Here is a 21262-nt window from a genome sequence, read left to right on the forward strand (position 1 = left end):
CACCGAAGACCGTCGGTCACCGAGCAATCGGTTGAAGGTCCCGGATTCCCGGGCGGCCCACGCAGGAGGACGAGGCTCGACCGCTGTTCGCAGCGGCATTTTCACGCCCCGACCTGTCCTGTGTCGGGGCGTTTGCGTTTTCCAGGGCTTTTGCGCTCGTCGGTTGGTGGACATCCCAACCATCACGAGGAGGCAAGCATGGCCAAGGCTGACAAGGCCACCGCGGTCGCCGACATCGCCGAGAAGTTCAAGGAGGCGACGGCCACCGTCGTCACCGAGTACCGCGGCCTGACGGTGTCCAACCTTGCCGAGCTGCGCAGGTCGCTGGGCGCCGGTGCGTCGTACACCGTCGCCAAGAACACCCTGGTGAAGCGTGCGGCGACCGAGGCCGGTATCGAGGGTCTCGACGACCTGTTCGCCGGTCCGACCGCCATCGCGTTCATCAACGGCGAGCCCGTCGATGCTGCCAAGGCGATCAAGAAGTTCGCCAAGGACAACAAGGCGCTCGTCATCAAGGGCGGCTACATGGACGGCAAGGCGCTGTCCGTGTCCGAGGTCGAACGGATCGCCGACCTGGAGTCGCGCGAGGTGCTGCTGTCGCGCGTCGCCGGTGCACTGAAGGCGAAGCAGTCCCAGGCCGCGGCGCTGTTCGTCGCCCCCGCGTCCCAGGTCGCTCGCCTGGCCGCAGCTCTGCAAGAGAAGAAGGCCGGCTCGGAAAACACCGACGCCGCATAAACCACCACAAACAGTTAGAGATAAGGAATCACCATGGCAAAGCTGTCCACTGAAGAACTGATCGACGCCTTCAAGGAGCTCACCCTGCTCGAGCTCTCGGAGTTCGTGAAGGTGTTCGAGGAGACCTTCGACGTCACCGCCGCCGCTCCGGTCGCCGTTGCGGCTGCCGGCCCCGCCGCCGGTGGCGCCCCCGCCGAGGCCGCCGAGGAGCAGTCCGAGTTCGACGTCATCCTCGAGGGTGCCGGCGACAAGAAGATCGGCGTCATCAAGGTGGTCCGCGAGATCGTCTCGGGCCTGGGTCTGAAAGAGGCCAAGGATCTCGTCGACAGCGCCCCCAAGCCGCTGCTCGAGAAGGTCAACAAGGAGGCCGCCGACGACGCCAAGGCCAAGCTCGAGGCCGCAGGCGCGACGGTCACCGTCAAGTAAGTCTGTTTCGGTAGAAATCCCCCGCGGGCATTCGTGCTCGCGGGGGATTTTCTTGTCTCCACCCGTGTGGGCAACGGTGTGGGCTCGAGCTGCCGAGATCGTCAATAACGGCTAGGTACACAAACTCAGTGGCACCAAACCGCGTGCGCTACAGTGACTCAAACCACAGGCCATCGCGGCGGTGGCTGAACGGTGTGGGCGGAAGGATCTGGCGTGGGTATTGCTATTCAGGTCGAGGGGCTGACGAAGTCGTTCGGTTCCCAGCGAATTTGGGAAGACGTAACCCTCGACATCCCCGCCGGTGAGGTCAGCGTGCTGCTGGGCCCGTCGGGTACCGGTAAGTCCGTGTTCTTGAAGTCGTTGATCGGTCTGCTGCGCCCGGAGCGCGGCAAAATCATCGTCGACGGCACCAACATCATCGAGTGCTCGGCCAAGGAGCTCTACGAGATCCGCACGCTGTTCGGCGTCATGTTCCAGGACGGCGCGCTGTTCGGCTCGATGAGTCTGTTCGACAACACCGCCTTCCCGCTTCGTGAGCACACGAAGAAGAAGGAATCCGAGATCCGTCAGATCGTCATGGAAAAGCTCGACATGGTCGGCTTGGGTGGGGATGAGAACAAGTTCCCCGGTGAGATCTCCGGCGGTATGCGCAAGCGTGCCGGCCTGGCGCGGTCGCTGGTGCTCGACCCGCAGATCATCCTCTGCGACGAGCCCGACTCCGGTCTGGACCCGGTGCGCACCGCGTACCTGAGCCAGCTGCTGATCGACATCAACGCCCAGATCGACGCCACGATCCTGATCGTGACGCACAACATCAACATCGCCCGTACGGTCCCCGACAACATCGGCATGCTGTTCCGTAAGCACCTGGTCATGTTCGGCCCGCGCGAGGTGCTGCTGACCAGTGACGAGCCGGTGGTGCGTCAGTTCCTCAACGGCCGCCGTATCGGCCCGATCGGTATGTCGGAGGAAAAGGACGAGTCGACGATGGCCGAAGAGCAGGCCATGGTCGATGCCGGCCACCACGACGGCGGTGTCGAAGAAATCGAAGGCGTGCCGCCGCAGCTGACGGTCACCCCGGGCATCCCGGAACGCGACGCTGTGCGGCGCCGCCAGGAGCGGGTGCGTCAGATCCTGCACACCCTGCCCCCGGCCGCCCAGGAAGCCATCCGTGACGACCTCGAGGGCACGCACAAGCTGCGGTCCCACACGTTCGCCGGCGAAGACGGCTGACCCGAGTAAGCATCAAGCGGAGGGCCCCAATCGAAAGCGATTGGGGCCCTTCGCTTTTCGGCTGAGCAATTGCACCGCATCGGGTGAAGGCGCTACTCGCAGGCAATGACGCTTTGGCCAATTGGCTCATCTGCCTCGATCTGCTCAGATACCGTTGAGCGTCGAGGAGGGGCGGTCAGGTGCTGCGCGACCGGCGGGTCTGGTGGGGGGCGGTTGCCGTCTTCGCCGGTATCGGCGTCGGCCTGCTGACCGGAACTGCCACCGCAGCGGCCGATACCGGCGGCAACCCAGAGCACTCGGGTGGCGCATCCAATTCGCAGGCCGCCTCGTCGCCGACCAAGTCGTCGTCCGTCGCCACGACCGGAAAGTCCCGCATCGCGGTCGCCCCCGTCGCCGGCCCGCGCGCCCCGAGATCGACCGCGAAGGCGGCACCGAAGGCGGCGGCCGGCCAGCAGACAACCCCCCGGCCGGCGGCCGCACTGGTGACCAGCGTGCTGTCCGCACTCGGTGTCACACCGCCGCCCGCGACCGGCACCACCACGCAGCCGGCAACCGCCACCAGCGCGCGTCCCGCCGCGGCGTCGAGCCCCACCCGGGCTGCACTCGTCGTCACCCCGCCGGCCACCAACGGCGTCACCGGCGTCGAGGTCGGGCACTCGACCCTGACGATCCCCGTCAACGGCGGCTTCAGCGCACCGGCCGACTGGTACTTCCCGACCCAGGCCGACGGTTCGGTACAGGCCAACGGCGTCATTTGGCTGCAGCACGGATTCCTGGCCGACAAGTCGTTCTACTCGGCGCTGGCCACCGAGCTCGCCCAGCGCACCAACTCCATCGTGGTCGCGCCAACGCTGCCATCGTTCCCGCAGCTGACCTGCGGCGGTTGCACCCTCTATGGGGTGCCGATGCAGAAGGCCGCGGCCACGATGTTCCTCGGCGACCGCTCGGCGTTGACTTTCAGCGCCAGCCAGGCCGGGTACGAGGGCACGCTGCCGCAGGACTTCGTCCTGGCCGGCCATTCCGCCGGCGGCGGGTGGTCGTCGTCGGTCGGCGGCTACTACGTCGACGCCCTGCCACCCGGTGACCAGAACCATCTGCTCGGCGTAGTCATGTACGACGGCGTGAACATGAACGGCACTTTGCGGCAGGCGATAGCCAGCCTGGACACCCTCGACATCCCGGTCTATCAGATCGCAGCACCGGCCCAGATGTGGAATACCTTCGGCACCACCACCGATGAGCTGCTCGCACTGCGACCCAACCAGTTCGACGGCGTGGTGCTGGTCAACGGCTCGCATGTCGACGCGATGCTGGGCAGCAACCCGGTCATCGACTTCTTCGCCCAGCTGGTCACCAAGCGGTCGCCGCCCGGCAACACCGCTGCCGTCGACACCCTCAGCACGGGCTGGATCAACGACTTCTATGCCGGCGCCGGGCCCGACGCCCCGCAGTTCGGCATCTATGGCACCGCCGGTCAGCCGATCATCATGGGCGACGCCTCCGCGGTCGTGCTGCCCACCCCGTTGGCCAGCCAGCTCGGACCGATCGAGATGCTGATGAAGAGTTGGACCACCCTGATCATGCCGCTGATCTTCGGCGGCTCGCCCAGCTCAGCCAGCCCCGCCACGCTCACTCCGGTTGTTGCCGATCCGACGGTGGCCACGCCCACCCCCAACGGAGTGAGCGGGGTCAGAACGGGCACCACCAGGCTGACCATCCAGGTCGGCTCGCGAACCTACAACGCGCCCGCGGACTGGTACTTCCCGACGCAGGCCGACGGCTCGGTGCACGCCAACGGCATCATTTACCTGCAGCACGGCTTCCTGGCCAACAAGTCCTTGTACAACGTGTTGGCCCAGGCGCTGGCGAAGGAGACCAACAGCATCGTCGTCGCGACGACCCTGCCGTCCTTCGCGCCGCTGAGCTGCCCGGCCTGCACCATCAACGACCCCGCGATGCAGCAGGGCGTGGCGGACCTGTTCCTCGGCGGGCGCGCCGCATTGACCATCAGCGCCGCCAACGCCGGGTATCAGGGCACCCTCCCGCAGGACTTCACGCTGTCCGGGCACTCCGCGGGTGGGGGATTGGCGGTGGCCGCGGGCAGTGACTACATCAGGTCGCTGGCGCCGGGCGAGGACAATCATCTGCTCGGTGTGGTGATGTTCGACGGCGTCGCCAACGGCGACCTCGCCGGCGCGCTGGCCACCCTCGACGGCATTCCCGTTTATCAGATCGCCGCGCCGCCGCAGCCGTGGAACGCGTTCGGTGGGACCACCACGCAGCTGATCGCCGAGCGCCCCGATCAGTTCGTCGGCGTCGAACTCGTCAATGGTTCGCACACCGACTCGACGGTCGGCTCCAACCCGATCTTCGACGTGCTGGCAGCCATCGTCGTCAGGCCGTCCGCGCCGGGAAACGCCTCCGCCGTGCACACCTTGGCCGCCGGTTGGATCAACGACTTCTACGTCGGGGCCGGCCCTGGCGCCCCGCAGTACGGGCTCTACGGCACGGCCGGCCAACCGATCATCATGGGGCCGACAGCCGCCGTCGTCCTGCCGACTCAGTTGGCCGCCGCGGCAGCCGGGTCCGTCGCCGCCTGACGAATCGATGACATCCCAGACCGCGGCTGGGATTTCCCACCCGGCGGGGTCCCAATGTGGATACCTTTGCCCGATCGTCAATTTCGGGGAAACGGGTCAACGATGACGCAACGACAGATCTTCTTGGGAACCGGCGCAATGGTGGTGGGGCTGGGCGCGGCACTGTTGTCGGGATCCGGTGTGGCCCATGCCGATAACGACGACAGTGGCACTCAGCCCAAGGCGTCTGCGAACTCGTCGTCCGCATCCGCCGGCAAATCAACCGGCTCGAGTCGTCGCGCGGCCACGACGCGATCGGCGACGCCCTCACCTACGGCCGGACGCAAGGCCAGCCCCCAAGCGCTGGTGACCCCGACGACCGTGACGGCTGCCGTCGGCACCTCGCGACGCGCGGCGGCGATGAGGCCGGTCGCCGCGTCGGATGCGGCCCCGGCGTCCGATCTCCTCGCCGGCGCTGTACTCAACGTGCTCGCCGGTCTGGGGGCGGCGCCGCGCACCACCGTCGCGGCCGCCACCGCGGCCCCGAGCGCTGTGGTCGCCCCGGCGGCCACACTGCCCGTCGCGCCGACCAACGGGGTCACCGGTGTGATCGTCGGGCATTCCCGGCTGGACCTTCCCGGTGCGTTCATCGGCAACACCGTCGCCGCGGACTGGTACTTCCCGACGCAGGCCGATGGCAGCGTCAACGCCCAGGGCGTCGTCTGGCTTCAGCACGGTTTCGGTGCCACCAACACCTTCTACTCGGCGCTGGCCACGGACTTGGCGCAACAGACCAACAGCATCGTCGTGGCCCCGACGCTGTCGTCGATCCCGATCACCTTCTCGGGGGGCTGCCTCACGTGTCAGGTCACACAACAGGATGCCGCCGCCCTGCTCGGACCGGACCGCGCGACGCTGCTGAGCAGTGCCCTCGCGGCGGGATTCACCGGATCGGCACTCCCGGAGCGATTCGTGCTCGCCGGGCACTCGGCAGGTGGGGGATTCGCGACCGCTGTCGCCGACGATTACCTGGGCGGCGCTGACGCCCAGTACGACCCGTCCGATCTGGTCGGCGTGGTCATGTTCGACGGCGTTTCGAACGGCGCTCTGGACGGATCCTTCGCCAGCCAGGTCTCCGACCTCGCCGCCGCCAACAAGCCGATCTACCAGATCGCCGCGCCGGCGCAGAGCTGGAATCTCTTCGGGGCGACCACCAACGTGCTGGCCGCGACCCTGCCAGGGCAGTTCGTCGGCGTCGTGCTGCAGGGCGGCTCGCACGTTGACTCCATGCTCGGAGTCAATCCGCTCTTGGACGTGGTGCTCCAGCTGGTGACCAAGCCGGTGCCGGCCGGAAACACTGCAGCGGTCTACACGCTGAGCAACGGCTGGATCAACGACATGTATGCCGGCGCCACCCCCGAGGCTCCGCAGTACGGCCTGTACGCCGCGGCGAATCAGCAGATCATCATGGGTCCCACCGCGGCGGTCGGCCTGCCCGCGGCCCAGGCCAATCAGCTGTCGTTCGGCGACTATCTCCTCAAGGCCCTGATCGACACCGTCGGCGGTTTCTTCGGCTTCCACCTGCCGACCCCGGTCAACAGCGGCAACAACGGACTGGACCCCAACACCGCTGTCGTCACCGTCGGCAACGGTGTCACCGGTGTGCGGACCGGGTCGGCCGTACTGGACATCCCGTGCGGTCCCAACGGCTACGCCGCGCCCGCCAATTGGTACTTCCCGACCCAGGCCGACGGAACCGTGCAGGCCAACGGCGTCATCTGGCTGCAGCACGGGTTCCTTGGGTTCAACGACTGGTACGGCGACATGGCCCAGCAGCTGGCCCAGCAGACCAACAGCATCGTGGTGGTGCCGAACATCTTCTGGTTCGACAACCCGCTGTGCCCGGGGTGCTATCTGGGCGGCGAGCCGATGCGCGAGGCCGTGGCGCAGATGTTCTCCGGCAGTCGGTCGGCCCTGACCATCAGCGCCAACGCCGCCGGTCTGAGCGGCACGCTGCCGGAGAAATTCCTGCTCACCGGACATTCGGCCGGCGGCAACTTCGCCACCGCCGTCGGCGCGCTGATCACCCAGACCGACCAGGTCGACAACTTGCTCGGCGTGGTGATGTTCGACGGCGTCTCGCGCGACCCGCTGTTCACCGAGTCACTGACCGCCCTGGCCGGAGCCGGCATCCCGGACTATCAGATCGCTGCGCCGCCGCAGCGCTGGAACGCCTACGGCGTGGCCACCGAGCTCATGCAAGCGTTCTACGGCAACCAGTTCTACGGGGTGCAGATCGACAACGGCTCGCACACCGATGTCATCGCCGGCGACAACCTGTTCGCCTGGCTCGGCGAAATCGCGAGCGCGATCATCGTCAAGCCGTCCCCGCCCGGCGCCAAGCCCGCGGTGCGGACGTTCGCCTCGGGCTGGATCAACGACATCTACGCCGGCCACGGGCCGACCGATCCGCTGTACGGCATTTACGGCAGCCCCAACGACGGCACCTACGTGCCCAACCAGCCGATCGTCATGGGTGAGGCGGGAGCGGCGACGCTGCCTGCGCCGCCGCCCGTGGACGTCACGCAATACGCCGACGGCCAGCCCTGGTACGAGCAGGGCAGCGTGAAGCTGCCGTTCGCGTGGGGGCTGGTCAACACCAAAGCCGTCTACACCCTCAACGCCGACGGCTCGGTCCGGGTGCAGAACTCGGGTAACTACTTCGTTGCCAACGGCCCGACGAGTCAGATCGTCGGAACAGCGGTTCCGGTCAACACCGCCAACACCCGGCTGGACGTCGCCTTCTTCAACATGACACCGAACAGCGCCGAACCCGGCAACTACTGGATCCTCGATTACGACCCCGACTACCAGTGGGTGATCGTCAGCGATCCGACCGGTTTCTCCGGCTACATCCTCACCCGGGACCAGACGGTCCCGGACAGCGAGTACAACGCACTGGTGACCCGGGCGCGCCAGCTCGGGGTGTGGGGGCCGATCACCCGAACCGCGCAGTACCCCGCCACGGTGACCGTCTGAGGCGTTTAGCGGGCAATTTCCACACCAAACGCCGCGTTATCCCTTGACGGAAAGGCACAAACGGGTCAGTCTGTTCTCCAGCATGTGTGCATGGGTAGCTAGATCGCCAGCCAGCGCCAGCCCGCCCGGCATGAGCTTGTTGAGGAATGCGCCGTCTTGCGCTATTGTTGGACGTTGCGCTGGCTGCCTCCTGCCCACCTCAACCTGCACCTGACCTCCGGTCCTCAAGTCTGAGTCAAGACGTTCCAGCTCTGAGACCTGTTGTCGCGTGCGTTCGGGGAAAAGGCCGGGCCTCGAGTAGGCCAGCCGAACCGACGCAGATATCGCGACCTTTCGGATGACTCCGGTCTGTCGCATTAGGTGCTGGAAGGATGCATCTTGGCAGTCTCTAGCCAGAGCAAAACGACTACTACTTCTAACTCCGTCCCCGGAGCACCAAAACGAATTTCCTTCGCAAAGCTGCGCGAGCCGCTAGAAGTACCCGGCCTGCTCGACGTCCAAACGGAGTCGTTCGAGTGGCTGATCGGCTCGCCGCGCTGGCGTGAGATCGCCGAGGCGCGCGGCGACGTCAACCCGGTGGGTGGCCTCGAAGAGGTCCTCACCGAGCTGTCGCCGATCGAGGATTTCTCGGGCTCGATGTCGCTGAGCTTCTCCGACCCCCGTTTCGACGAGGTCAAGGCTCCGGTCGACGAGTGCAAAGACAAGGACATGACGTACGCGGCCCCGCTGTTCGTCACGGCCGAGTTCATCAACAACAACACCGGCGAGATCAAGAGCCAGACGGTCTTCATGGGTGACTTCCCGATGATGACCGAGAAGGGCACCTTCATCATCAACGGCACCGAGCGTGTCGTGGTGAGCCAGTTGGTCCGTTCGCCGGGTGTGTACTTCGACGAGAACATCGACAAGTCCACCGAGAAGACGCTGCACAGCGTCAAGGTGATCCCCGGCCGCGGTGCGTGGCTGGAGTTCGACGTCGACAAGCGCGACACCGTGGGTGTGCGCATCGACCGCAAGCGCCGTCAGCCGGTCACCGTGCTGCTCAAGGCGCTCGGCTGGACCAACGAGCAGATCCGCGAGCGCTTCGGCTTCTCCGAGATCATGATGTCGACGCTGGAGAAGGACAACACCGCAGGCACCGACGAGGCGCTGCTGGACATCTACCGGAAGCTGCGTCCGGGCGAACCGCCGACCAAGGAGTCGGCGCAGACCCTGCTGGAGAACCTGTTCTTCAAGGACAAGCGCTACGACCTGGCTCGCGTGGGCCGCTACAAGGTCAACAAGAAGCTGGGCCTGAACGCCGGCCAGCCGATCACGAGCTCGACGCTGACCGAAGAGGACATCGTCGCGACCATCGAGTACCTGGTGCGCCTGCACGAGGGCCAGACCACGATGACTGCCCCCGGCGGCGTCGAGGTTCCGGTCGAGGTCGACGACATCGATCACTTCGGCAACCGTCGTCTGCGCACGGTCGGCGAGCTGATCCAGAACCAGATCCGGGTCGGCCTGTCCCGCATGGAGCGCGTCGTCCGCGAGCGGATGACCACTCAGGACGTCGAGGCGATCACGCCGCAGACCCTGATCAACATCCGTCCCGTCGTGGCGGCGATCAAAGAGTTCTTCGGCACCAGCCAGCTGTCGCAGTTCATGGACCAGAACAACCCGCTGTCGGGTCTGACCCACAAGCGTCGTCTGTCGGCGCTGGGCCCCGGTGGTCTGTCCCGTGAGCGCGCCGGCCTCGAGGTCCGCGACGTGCACTCCAGCCACTACGGCCGGATGTGCCCGATCGAGACCCCTGAGGGTCCGAATATCGGTCTGATCGGTTCGCTGTCGGTGTACGCACGGGTCAACCCGTTCGGCTTCATCGAGACGCCGTACCGCAAGGTCGTCGACGGTGTCGTCTCCGATGACATCCACTACCTGACCGCCGACGAGGAGGACCGCCACGTCGTGGCGCAGGCCAACTCGCCGACCGACGACGCGGGCCGCTTCACCGAGGAGCGCGTTCTGGTTCGTCGTAAGGGTGGCGAGGTCGAGTTCGTGTCGGCGACCGAGGTCGACTACATGGACGTCTCGCCGCGCCAGATGGTGTCGGTCGCGACGGCGATGATCCCGTTCCTCGAGCACGACGACGCCAACCGCGCCCTGATGGGTGCCAACATGCAGCGCCAGGCGGTTCCGCTGGTGCGCAGCGAGGCACCGCTGGTGGGCACGGGCATGGAACTGCGCGCCGCTATCGACGCCGGTGATGTCATCGTGACCGAGAAGGCCGGTGTGGTCGAGGAGGTCTCCGCCGACTACATCACCGTGATGGCCGACGACGGCACCCGGCACACCTACCGGATGCGCAAGTTCGCCCGCTCCAACCACGGCACGTGCGCCAACCAGCGTCCGATCGTGGATGCCGGCCAGCGGGTCGAGTCCGGTCAGGTACTCGCCGACGGGCCGTGCACCGAGAACGGTGAAATGGCACTGGGCAAGAACCTGCTCGTCGCCGTCATGCCGTGGGAAGGCCACAACTACGAGGACGCGATCATCCTCTCCAACCGTCTGGTTGAAGAGGACGTGCTCACCTCGATTCACATCGAAGAGCACGAGATCGATGCCCGCGACACCAAGCTGGGCGCCGAGGAGATCACCCGGGACATCCCGAACGTCTCCGATGAGGTGCTGGCCGATCTCGACGAGCGCGGCATCATCCGCATCGGCGCCGAGGTCCGCGACGGCGACATCCTGGTCGGCAAGGTCACCCCGAAGGGTGAGACCGAGCTGACCCCGGAGGAGCGGCTGCTCCGCGCGATCTTCGGTGAGAAGGCCCGCGAGGTCCGCGACACGTCGCTGAAGGTGCCGCACGGCGAGTCCGGCAAGGTCATCGGCATCCGGGTGTTCTCCCGTGAGGACGATGACGAGCTGCCCGCCGGCGTCAACGAGCTGGTCCGCGTTTACGTGGCCCAGAAGCGCAAGATCTCCGACGGCGACAAGCTCGCCGGACGCCACGGCAACAAGGGCGTCATCGGCAAGATCCTGCCGGTCGAGGACATGCCGTTCCTTCCGGACGGCACGCCGGTCGACATCATCCTGAACACGCACGGTGTGCCGCGACGGATGAACATCGGCCAGATCCTGGAAACCCACCTCGGGTGGGTGGCCAAGACCGGCTGGAAGGTCGACGGCAGTCCGGAGTGGGCGGCCAACCTGCCGCAGGACATGCTGGAGTCGCCTTCGAACTCCATCGTCTCCACGCCGGTGTTCGACGGTGCCCGCGAAGAGGAGCTGCAGGGTCTGCTGAGCTCGACGCTGCCCAACCGCGACGGCGAGGTTCTCGTCAACGGTGACGGCAAGGCCGTGCTCTACGACGGTCGCAGCGGCGAACCGTTCCCGTACCCGGTGACGGTCGGCTACATGTACATCCTCAAGCTGCACCACCTGGTGGACGACAAGATCCACGCCCGCTCGACCGGTCCGTACTCGATGATCACCCAGCAGCCGCTGGGCGGTAAGGCGCAGTTCGGTGGTCAGCGGTTCGGTGAAATGGAGTGCTGGGCCATGCAGGCCTACGGCGCGGCGTACACGCTGCAGGAGCTCTTGACCATCAAGTCCGACGACACCGTCGGCCGCGTCAAGGTCTACGAGGCGATCGTCAAGGGCGAGAACATCCCCGAGCCGGGCATTCCCGAGTCGTTCAAGGTGCTGCTCAAGGAGCTGCAGTCGCTGTGCTTGAACGTTGAGGTGCTGTCTTCGGACGGCGCGGCAATCGAGATGCGGGACGGAGACGACGAGGACCTGGAGCGTGCTGCTGCCAACCTCGGAATCAACCTGTCGCGCAACGAATCTGCCTCTGTCGAAGATCTCGCCTAATTTATCTAGTCCCGAAAGGGGAAAGGGAGTTACGTGCTAGACGTCAACTTCTTCGATGAACTCCGGATCGGTCTTGCCACCGCGGACGACATCCGTACCTGGTCCTACGGCGAGGTCAAGAAGCCGGAGACCATCAACTACCGCACATTGAAGCCGGAGAAGGACGGCCTGTTCTGCGAGAAGATCTTCGGACCGACTCGCGACTGGGAGTGCTACTGCGGCAAGTACAAGCGCGTCCGCTTCAAGGGCATCATCTGCGAGCGCTGCGGCGTCGAGGTCACTCGCGCCAAGGTGCGTCGTGAGCGGATGGGCCACATCGAGCTGGCCGCACCCGTCACGCACATCTGGTACTTCAAGGGCGTCCCGTCGCGCTTGGGCTACCTGCTCGACCTGGCGCCGAAGGATCTCGAGAAGATCATCTACTTCGCCGCCTACGTGATCACCGCGGTCGACACCGAGATGCGCCACAACGAGCTCTCCACTCTCGAAGCCGAGATGGAGGTCGAGAAGAAGGCTGTCGCCGATCAGCGTGACTCCGACCTGGAGGCCCGCGCCCAGAAGCTCGAGGCCGACCTGGCCGAGCTGGAGGCCGAGGGTGCCAAGTCCGACGTGCGCCGCAAGGTGCGCGACGGTGGCGAGCGTGAGATGCGTCAGCTGCGCGACCGGGCCCAGCGTGAGCTGGACCGGCTCGACGAGATCTGGACGACGTTCACCAAGCTGGCTCCCAAGCAGCTCATCGTCGACGAGAACCTGTACCGCGAGCTGGTCGACCGCTACGGCGAGTACTTCCAGGGCTCGATGGGTGCGGAGTCGATTCAGAAGCTCATCGAGAACTTCGACATCGACGCCGAGGCCGAGAACCTGCGCGACGTCATCCGTAACGGCAAGGGCCAGAAGAAGCTTCGTGCTCTCAAGCGCCTGAAGGTCGTTGCCGCGTTCCAGCAGTCGGGCAACTCGCCGATGGGCATGGTCCTCGACGCCGTCCCGGTGATTCCGCCGGAGCTGCGTCCGATGGTTCAGCTCGACGGTGGCCGCTTCGCGACCTCCGACCTGAACGACCTGTACCGCCGTGTGATCAACCGCAACAACCGGTTGAAGCGACTGATCGACCTCGGTGCGCCCGAGATCATCGTCAACAACGAAAAGCGCATGCTGCAGGAGTCGGTGGACGCGCTGTTCGACAACGGCCGTCGTGGCCGGCCCGTCACGGGTCCGGGCAACCGTCCGCTCAAGTCGCTGTCCGATCTACTCAAGGGCAAGCAGGGCCGGTTCCGTCAGAACCTGCTCGGCAAGCGCGTCGACTACTCCGGCCGTTCGGTCATCGTGGTCGGCCCGCAGCTCAAGCTGCATCAGTGCGGTCTGCCGAAGCTGATGGCGCTGGAGCTGTTCAAGCCGTTCGTGATGAAGCGCCTGGTTGATCTCAACCACGCGCAGAACATCAAGAGCGCCAAGCGGATGGTCGAGCGTCAGCGTCCCCAGGTGTGGGATGTCCTCGAAGAGGTCATCGCCGAGCACCCGGTGCTGCTGAACCGTGCACCTACGCTGCACCGCCTCGGTATCCAGGCCTTCGAGCCGCAGCTGGTGGAGGGCAAGGCAATTCAGCTGCACCCGCTGGTCTGTGAGGCGTTCAACGCCGACTTCGACGGTGACCAGATGGCAGTCCACCTGCCGCTGAGCGCCGAGGCGCAGGCCGAGGCTCGCATCCTGATGCTGTCGAGCAACAACATCCTGTCGCCGGCGTCGGGTAAGCCGCTGGCCATGCCGCGTCTGGACATGGTCACCGGGCTGTACTTCCTGACCACGCTGGTTCCGGGTGACACGGGCGAGTACACCGCCGCGGGCAAGGATGCCCCGGAGACCGGTGTGTACAGCTCGCCGGCCGAGGCCATCATGGCGCTGGATCGTGGCGCGCTCTCGGTTCGTGCTCAGATCAAGGTGCGCCTGACGCAGCTGCGTCCGCCGCACGAGGTCGAGAACGAACTGTTCGGCGAGAACGGCTGGCGCCCGGGCAATGCCTGGACCGCCGAGACCACGCTGGGCCGGGTGCTCTTCAACGAGCTTCTGCCGCAGGGGTATCCGTTCGTCAACGAGCAGATGCACAAGAAGGTCCAGGCCCGGATCATCAACGATCTGGCCGAGCGCTACCCGATGATCGTCGTCGCGCAGACCGTGGACAAGCTCAAGGACGCCGGTTTCCACTGGGCCACCCGTTCGGGTGTCACGGTCTCGATGGCCGACGTCATCGTGCCGCCGGAGAAGCAGGAGATCCTCGAGCGCTACGAGGCTGAAGCCGACGGAGTCGAGAAGAAGTACCAGCGCGGTGCTCTGAACAAGCAGGAGCGCAACGACGCCCTCGTCGAGCTGTGGAAGGAAGCCACCGAAGAGGTCGGTAACGCGCTGCGGGCGCACTATCCGGAGGACAACCCGATCATCACGATCGTCGACTCCGGTGCGACGGGTAACTTCACCCAGACCCGCACGCTGGCCGGCATGAAGGGTCTGGTGACCAACCCGAAGGGTGAGTTCATCCCGCGGCCGATCAAGTCCTCGTTCCGCGAGGGCCTGACGGTGCTGGAGTACTTCATCAACACCCACGGCGCCCGAAAGGGTCTGGCGGACACCGCTCTTCGTACCGCCGACTCGGGTTACCTGACCCGTCGTCTGGTGGACGTCAGCCAGGACGTCATCGTGCGCGAGCACGACTGCGGTACCGAGCGCGGCATCGTCGTCGAGCTCGCCGAGCTGCAGGGCGACACCCTCATCCGGGATCCGCACGTCGAGACCTCGGCGTACGCCCGCACGCTGGCCGCCGACGCGGTCGACGAGAAGGGCAACGTCATCGTCACCGCCGGACACGATCTCGGCGATCCGGCGATCGACGCCCTGCTGGAGGCCGGCATCACCTCGGTCAAGGTTCGCTCGGTGCTCACCTGCACCAGCGCCTCGGGTGTGTGCGCGATGTGTTACGGCCGTTCGATGGCCACCGGCAAGCTGGTGGACATCGGCGAGGCCGTCGGCATCGTGGCCGCGCAGTCCATCGGTGAGCCCGGCACGCAGCTGACCATGCGCACCTTCCACCAGGGTGGTGTTACCGGTGGCGCCGACATCGTCGGTGGTCTGCCCCGCGTGCAGGAGCTGTTCGAGGCGCGTATTCCGCGGAACCGCGCACCGATCGCCGATGTCGCCGGGCGGGTTCAGCTGGAGGAGACCGACAAGTTCTACAAGATCACCATCGTTCCCGACGACGGGAGCGAGGAGGTCGTGTACGACAAGCTCTCCAAGCGTCAGCGGTTGAAGGTGTTCAAGCACGACGACGGTTCCGAGCGACTGCTGGTCAACGGTGACCACGTCGAGGTTGGTCAGCAGCTCCTCGAGGGCTCGGCCGACCCGCACGAGGTGCTTCGTGTCGAAGGCCCGCGCAAGGTGCAGATCCACCTCGTCAAGGAGGTGCAGGAGGTCTACCGGGCGCAGGGTGTGTCGATCCACGACAAGCACATCGAGGTCATCGTTCGGCAGATGCTGCGTCGCGTCACGATCATCGATTCGGGCGCAACGGAGTTCCTGCCCGGCTCGCTGACCGAGCGCAGCGAGTTCGAGTCCGAGAACCGTCGGGTGGTTGCCGAGGGCGCAGAGCCCGCGGCCGGCCGTCCGGTGCTGATGGGCATCACCAAGGCGTCGCTGGCCACCGATTCGTGGCTGTCGGCGGCGTCGTTCCAGGAGACCACTCGGGTGCTGACCGATGCGGCGATCAACTGCCGCAGCGACAAGCTCCAGGGTCTGAAGGAGAACGTGATCATCGGCAAGCTGATCCCGGCCGGTACCGGTATCAACCGGTACCGCAACATCCAGGTGCAGCCGACCGAAGAGGCTCGGGCCGCGGCGTACACGATCCCGTCCTACGAGGATCAGTACTACAGCCCGGACTTCGGCCAGGCCACCGGAGCTGCGGTTCCGCTGGACGACTACGGCTACAGCGACTACCGCTAGTCACAAGAAAAGAGCCCCGGCATTGTGCCGGGGCTCTTTTCTTGTCCGCGAACAGACGCACAATCGCGTGAATCTGGCCGTCCCAGTGCGATTGTGCGTCTGCTCGCCAGTCGCCGCCGACCGTGCCGCGATGAGTTCTGCCGCCGGTCGAGGTCTACCTTGGCGACTGTCAAAAGAATTCCAGGAGGAACGCGTGCCCCAATTGCTCCGAGTCCACAATTTCATGCTGTCGCGCGACGGTTTCGGCGCCGGGCTCAACCAGCGCTTGGAGCGGCCGTTCGGCGACGCCGATCAGCCTGCCCTGTTCGCCTGGGTCGGTGCGACGGCCAGTTGGGTGGGCCGCAGCGAGCCGGGCGGAACGCGCGGCCTCGATGACTACTTCACCCGCGAATTCCACCGCAACATTGGCGCAGAGATCATGGGTCGCAACAAGTTCAGCCCGTATCGCGGCCCGTGGCAGGACCACCCGGAATGGCAGGGCTGGTGGGGCGACGAGCCGCCCTTCCACACACCGGTATTCGTCATGACGCACCACGAGCGCCCGTCGCTGACGTTGGGGGAGACCACGTTTCACTTCGTTTCCGATGACCCGGCGAGCGTGCTGGAGCAGGCGAAGCAGGCCGCGGGCGGTAAGGACGTCCGTCTCGGCGGCGGCGCGGCCACCGTCCGGCAGTTTCTCGACGCCGGTCTGGTCGACACCCTCCACGTGGCGGTCGCCGACGTGGAGATCGGCGCCGGGTCGCGGCTCTGGGTGTCACCGGACGAGCTCGACGACCAGTTCCATCACGAGGTGGTGCCCAGCCCGAGTGGTGTCACACATCACCTGTTCTGGCGGAGATGACGGCGGTGCGCGGCGTCGGTGCGCCCGCCTAGACTCGACATGTGCTCATCGGTTCCCATGTCCACGGCGACGACCCGCTGGCCGCCGCAGCGGCTGATGGCGCCGAGGCGGTGCAGTTCTTCCTCGGCAACCCGCAGAGCTGGAAGAAGCCCAAGCCGCGCGACGACGCCGAGATGCTGAAGGCGTCGTCGGTCCCGCTGTACGTGCATGCGCCGTACCTGATCAATGTGGCGTCGGCCAACAACCGGGTCCGCATCCCGTCGCGCAAGATCCTGCAGGACACCTGCGATGCCGCCGCCGAGATCGATGCGACTGCGGTGATCGTGCACGGTGGCCACGCCGACGACAACGACATGGAGGCCGGTTTCGAGCGCTGGGTCAAAGCCCTGGCTCAGCTGGAGACGAACGTGCCGGTGTATCTGGAGAACACCGCCGGCGGCGATCACGCGATGGCACGCCACTTCGACACCATCGCCCGGCTGTGGGAGCGCATCGCCGATACCGGTATCGGATTCTGCCTCGACACCTGCCATGCCTGGGCGGCCGGCGAGGAGCTGATCGATGCCGTCGAGCGCATCAAGTCCATCACCGGCCGCATCGACCTGGTGCACTGCAATGATTCCCGCGACGCCAAGGGATCCGGCGCCGACCGGCACGCCAATTTCGGCACCGGACAGATAGATCCGCAACTTCTGGTGGCGGTGGTTCAGGCGGCGAACGCGCCGGTGATTTGTGAGACAGCCGACGAGGGCCGCAAGGACGACATCGCCTTTCTCCGGGAACACCTCAGCTGACCGTGTGGGTTCGTCGACTCGCGCTGTTGGTAGCGCTGTGCCTGGTGGCGGCCTGCGCGCCCGTCGCGACCGGCTTTGCCCCGGGTGCCAGCGTGCACCGGATCAACGTCGGCGGTGTGGATCGCGTCTACCGGCTGTACGTTCCGGAGGGCCTGCCGCCGTCGGCGCCGCTGGTGGTGATGTTGCACGGCTGGACTGGTAGCGCCGGGCAGGCCGAGCGGCAATACGGCTGGAACGGGAAGGCCGACTCCGCCAAGTTCGTGGTCGCCTACCCCGACGGTGTGGGTGAGTCGTGGAACGTCGACGCCTGTTGCGGAAAAGCGAGTGAGGACAAGGTCGACGACCTCGGCTTCATCACCGCCGCCGTCCGCAACATCACCGAGAACCTCGACATCGACAGGACCCGCATCTATGCCGCCGGCATCAGCAACGGCGGCATCATGGCCTACAAATTGGCTTGCAACACCGACCTTTTCGCGGCCATCGGGCCGGATGCCGCAACTCTGCTCGCGGCGTGCCCGGCGCCGCGCCCGACGTCGGTGTTGCACATCCACGGTACCGACGACCGGTTGGTGCGCTACGACGGCCAGCCCGGAACGGTGCTCCCGATCCCGACCATGACGCCACCGGATGCGAACGCCTTCTGGCGCAACGTCGACAAATGCGAACCCCCGACGACCACCGTCGACGGAGATCTGACGACGTCATCGGCCAACTGTCCGGGCGGGCGCAGCGTCGAGTTGATCACCGTGGCCGGCGGCGAACACGACTGGCCGTCGTTCGCCACGGAGAAGATGTGGGACTTCTTCGCCGCGCATCCCGCTCGGTCGAGCTAGGTCAGATAGATCTTCCGCAGCGTCTCGGTCACCGACCACACCGTCTTGGTGCCCTTCGCCAGGTGCACCACATCACCAGCGCTGAGCGTGATCAACGGGCTGCCGTCCTCGAATTCGATGGTCGCCGCACCGGACAGCACCACGAAGACTTCCTCGGCCTCGACATCGCGCATCACGCCGGGCGTCATCTCCCACACCCCGACCTCGAGGCCGCCGAAGCTTCCGAGTTCGGCTGTCCCGGTGTACGGCTCACCGCCCAGGGATTGCTCGGCGGGGACCGGTTGATGTTCGAGCCACTGGGTGGCGGCGTGGACGACGGAGTTCGGCTTCACGCCATCCAGCCTGCCATATTACGCATCTTGTGCGATTGTCGAGAAAGTGTAACAGTGGTGTCATGTCGGACACGCATGTCGTCACCAATCAGGTCCCGCCGCTGGTGGACCACAACCCGGCCAGCTCGCCGGTTCTGATCGAGGCTCTGATCCGCGAGGGCGGTCAGTGGGGTCTGGATGAGGTCACCGCGCTCGGTGCGCTGTCGGGCAGCGCCCAGGCGCAGCGCTGGGGAGAGCTGGCCGACCGCAACCAGCCGATCCTGCACACGCACGACCGGTATGGGTACCGCGTCGACGAGATCGAGTACGACCCCGCCTATCACGAGCTGATGCGCACGGCGATCGCCCACGGCCTGCACGCGGCGCCGTGGGCCGACGAGCGTCCCGGCGCCCACGTGGTCCGCGCGGCCAAAATGGGGGTGTGGACACCTGAGCCCGGCCACGTGTGTCCGATCTCGATGACGTACGCCGTCGTACCCGCGCTGCGCCACAACCCCGAGCTGGCCGAAATCTACGAGCCGCTGCTGACCAGCCGCCAGTACGACCCCGAGCTGAAGGTGCCCGCCACCAAGGTCGGCATCACCGCGGGCATGTCCATGACCGAGAAGCAGGGCGGTTCCGACGTTCGCGCCGGCACCACCCAGGCCGTGCCCAACGGCGACGGCAGCTACACCATCACCGGCCACAAGTGGTTCACCTCCGCGGCGATGAGCGACATCTTCCTGGTGTTGGCCCAGGCCCCCGGCGGATTGAGCTGCTTCATGTTGCCGCGGGTGCTCCCCGACGGCACCCGGAACCGAATGTTCCTGCAGCGCTTGAAGGACAAGCTCGGCAATCACGCCAATGCCTCCAGCGAGGTGGAATACGACGGCGCCATCGCGTGGCTGGTCGGTAAAGAAGGCCGCGGCGTGCCCACCATCATCGAGATGGTCAACCTCACGCGGCTGGACTGCACGCTGGGTAGCGCAACCAGCATGCGCAGCGGTCTGACCCGGGCCGTGCATCACACCCAACACCGAAAAGCCTTCGGCGCCTATCTGATCGACCAGCCATTGATGCGCAACGTGATCGCGGACCTCGCGGTGGAGGCCGAGGCGGCCACCATCGTCGCGATGCGGATGGCCGGGGCGACCGACGCGGTGGTCCGCGGTGACGACCGGGAGGCCCTGCTGCGCCGGATCGGGCTGGCCGCGGCCAAGTACTGGGTGTGCAAACGCGCCACCCCGCATGCCGCCGAAGCCATGGAATGCCTGGGCGGCAACGGCTACGCCGAGGAGTCCGGCATGCCGCGGCTGTACCGCGAGGCACCGCTGATGGGCATCTGGGAAGGCTCGGGCAACGTCAGTGCGCTGGATACCCTGCGCGCCATGGTAACTCGTCCCGAATGCGTCGGTGTGCTCTTCGACGAGCTGGCCACCACCGCCGGCCAGGATGCCCGGCTGGACACCCACGTCGCCGAACTGCGGTCGGAATTGGGGAATCTCGACGGCATCGAGTACCGGGCGCGCACGATCGCCGAGGACATCACGGTGGCGCTTCAGGGCTCACTGCTCGTCCGCCACGGTCATCCCGCGGTCGCCGAGGCGTTCCTGGCCAGCCGGGTCGGTGGCAACTGGGGTGGTGCGTTCGGCACATTGCCGGCCGGGCTGGACCTGGCACCGATCATCGAGCGCTGCCTGGTGAAGGGATGACCGAACTCAAGACGATGACCTACGAGGTCACCGATCGGGTTGCCCGCATCACGTTCAACCGTCCGGAAAAAGGCAACGCGATCGTCGCGGACACCCCGCTGGAGCTGGCCGCGCTCGTCGAGCGGGCCGATCTCGATCCGAATGTGCACGTGATCCTGGTGTCCGGCCGCGGCGAAGGCTTCTGCGCCGGTTTCGACCTCGGCGCCTACGCCGACGGCTCGTCATCGGCGGGCGGTGGCGACCGCGAGGGCACCGTGCTCGACGGCAGGACCCAGGCGGTCAACCACAAAGCCGACCGGCCGTGGGATCCGATGATCGACTATCAGATGATGAGCCGCTTCGTGCGCGGCTTCGCCAGCCTGATGCACGCCGACAAGCCGACGGTGGTGAAGATCCACGGCTACTGCGTGGCGGGCGGCACCGACATCGCGCTGCACGCCGACCAGGTGATCGCCGCATCCGATGCCAAAATCGGCTATCCGCCCACCCGGGTGTGGGGTGTTCCTGCCGCCGGCCTGTGGGCACACCGGCTCGGCGATCAGCGCGCCAAACGCCTTCTGCTGACCGGGGATTGCATCACCGGTGCGCAGGCCGCCGAGTGGGGTCTCGCGGTCGAGGCGCCCGACCCGGCCGACCTCGAGGAGCGCACCGAGCGGCTCGTCGAGCGGATCGCCGCGGTGCCGGTCAATCAGCTGATCATGGTGAAGCTGGCGATGAACACCGCGCTGTATCAGCAAGGTGTGGCGACCAGCCGGATGGTCAGCACCGTGTTCGACGGCATCGCCCGTCATACTCCGGAAGGGCACGCCTTCGTCGCCGACGCACGCGAGCATGGATTCCGGGAGGCGGTGCGCCACCGCGATGAGCCGTTCGGTGATCACGGACGCCGCGCGTCGGGAGTGTGAGCGTAC

The 21262-nt window shown here is 66.3% G+C and carries 13 protein-coding genes; 12 read left to right on the plus strand and 1 reads right to left on the minus strand.

What is annotated here, in order from left to right:
- The first annotated feature begins 198 nt into the window (after positions 1 to 198).
- The 10 genes from rplJ (at position 199) to AB431_RS05410 (ending at position 18328) form a co-directional block, all read left to right on the plus strand.
- The gene (gene rplJ, locus AB431_RS05355) at positions 199 to 735 is read left to right on the plus strand and encodes a 50S ribosomal protein L10 (RefSeq protein ID WP_047329058.1); all 537 of its coding nucleotides are present in this window, start codon (positions 199 to 201) and stop codon (positions 733 to 735) included.
- Positions 736 to 768: 33 nt separating this feature from the next.
- Positions 769 to 1161 carry a 50S ribosomal protein L7/L12 gene (gene rplL / locus AB431_RS05360; RefSeq protein ID WP_047329059.1) on the plus strand — a complete coding sequence of 131 codons (393 nt, stop codon included), beginning with the start codon at positions 769 to 771 and terminating at the stop codon, positions 1159 to 1161.
- 213 nt (positions 1162 to 1374) lie between these two features.
- A complete protein-coding gene (locus tag AB431_RS05365; protein ID WP_047329060.1) occupies positions 1375 to 2394 on the plus strand; it encodes an ABC transporter ATP-binding protein in 1020 nt (339 codons plus the stop codon).
- 179 nt (positions 2395 to 2573) lie between these two features.
- Complete coding sequence (locus AB431_RS29445) at positions 2574 to 4994, plus strand: hypothetical protein (RefSeq protein ID WP_052960203.1); 2421 nt, start codon at positions 2574 to 2576, stop codon at positions 4992 to 4994.
- 102 nt (positions 4995 to 5096) lie between these two features.
- Positions 5097 to 8012 (plus strand): lipocalin family protein, encoded by a 2916-nt coding sequence (locus AB431_RS29450; protein WP_052960204.1) that lies wholly within the window; start codon positions 5097 to 5099, stop codon positions 8010 to 8012.
- Between the two features lie 378 nt (positions 8013 to 8390).
- Positions 8391 to 11870 (plus strand): DNA-directed RNA polymerase subunit beta, encoded by a 3480-nt coding sequence (locus tag AB431_RS05390; protein ID WP_369802989.1) that lies wholly within the window; start codon positions 8391 to 8393, stop codon positions 11868 to 11870.
- Between the two features lie 33 nt (positions 11871 to 11903).
- On the plus strand, positions 11904 to 15857 hold the full coding sequence (locus AB431_RS05395) for a DNA-directed RNA polymerase subunit beta' (RefSeq protein ID WP_047329062.1): 3954 nt from the start codon (positions 11904 to 11906) through the stop codon (positions 15855 to 15857).
- A 193-nt stretch (positions 15858 to 16050) separates the two neighbouring features.
- Positions 16051 to 16698, plus strand: a complete 648-nt coding sequence (locus AB431_RS05400) for a dihydrofolate reductase family protein (protein WP_047329063.1) — start codon at positions 16051 to 16053, stop codon at positions 16696 to 16698.
- 41 nt (positions 16699 to 16739) lie between these two features.
- Complete coding sequence (locus AB431_RS05405; RefSeq protein WP_047329064.1) at positions 16740 to 17492, plus strand: deoxyribonuclease IV; 753 nt, start codon at positions 16740 to 16742, stop codon at positions 17490 to 17492.
- 2 nt (positions 17493 to 17494) lie between these two features.
- Positions 17495 to 18328, plus strand: coding sequence for a PHB depolymerase family esterase (locus tag AB431_RS05410; RefSeq protein ID WP_047329065.1), 834 nt, complete (start codon positions 17495 to 17497; stop codon positions 18326 to 18328).
- Here the strand turns inward: AB431_RS05410 and AB431_RS05415 are convergent.
- Positions 18325 to 18660, minus strand: a complete 336-nt coding sequence (locus tag AB431_RS05415; RefSeq protein WP_047329066.1) for a cupin domain-containing protein — start codon at positions 18658 to 18660, stop codon at positions 18325 to 18327. The genes AB431_RS05410 and AB431_RS05415 overlap by 4 nt on opposite strands.
- Positions 18661 to 18722: 62 nt before the next feature.
- Here AB431_RS05415 and AB431_RS05420 point away from each other — a divergent pair, with 62 nt between their 5' ends.
- Complete coding sequence (locus AB431_RS05420; protein WP_047329067.1) at positions 18723 to 20351, plus strand: acyl-CoA dehydrogenase family protein; 1629 nt, start codon at positions 18723 to 18725, stop codon at positions 20349 to 20351.
- Complete coding sequence (locus AB431_RS05425; protein ID WP_047329068.1) at positions 20348 to 21256, plus strand: crotonase/enoyl-CoA hydratase family protein; 909 nt, start codon at positions 20348 to 20350, stop codon at positions 21254 to 21256. Before AB431_RS05420 ends, AB431_RS05425 begins: the two co-directional genes overlap by 4 nt.
- Positions 21257 to 21262 lie beyond the last annotated feature (6 nt).

Source organism: Mycobacterium sp. EPa45 (genome assembly GCF_001021385.1).
Lineage (GTDB): Bacteria > Actinomycetota > Actinomycetes > Mycobacteriales > Mycobacteriaceae > Mycobacterium.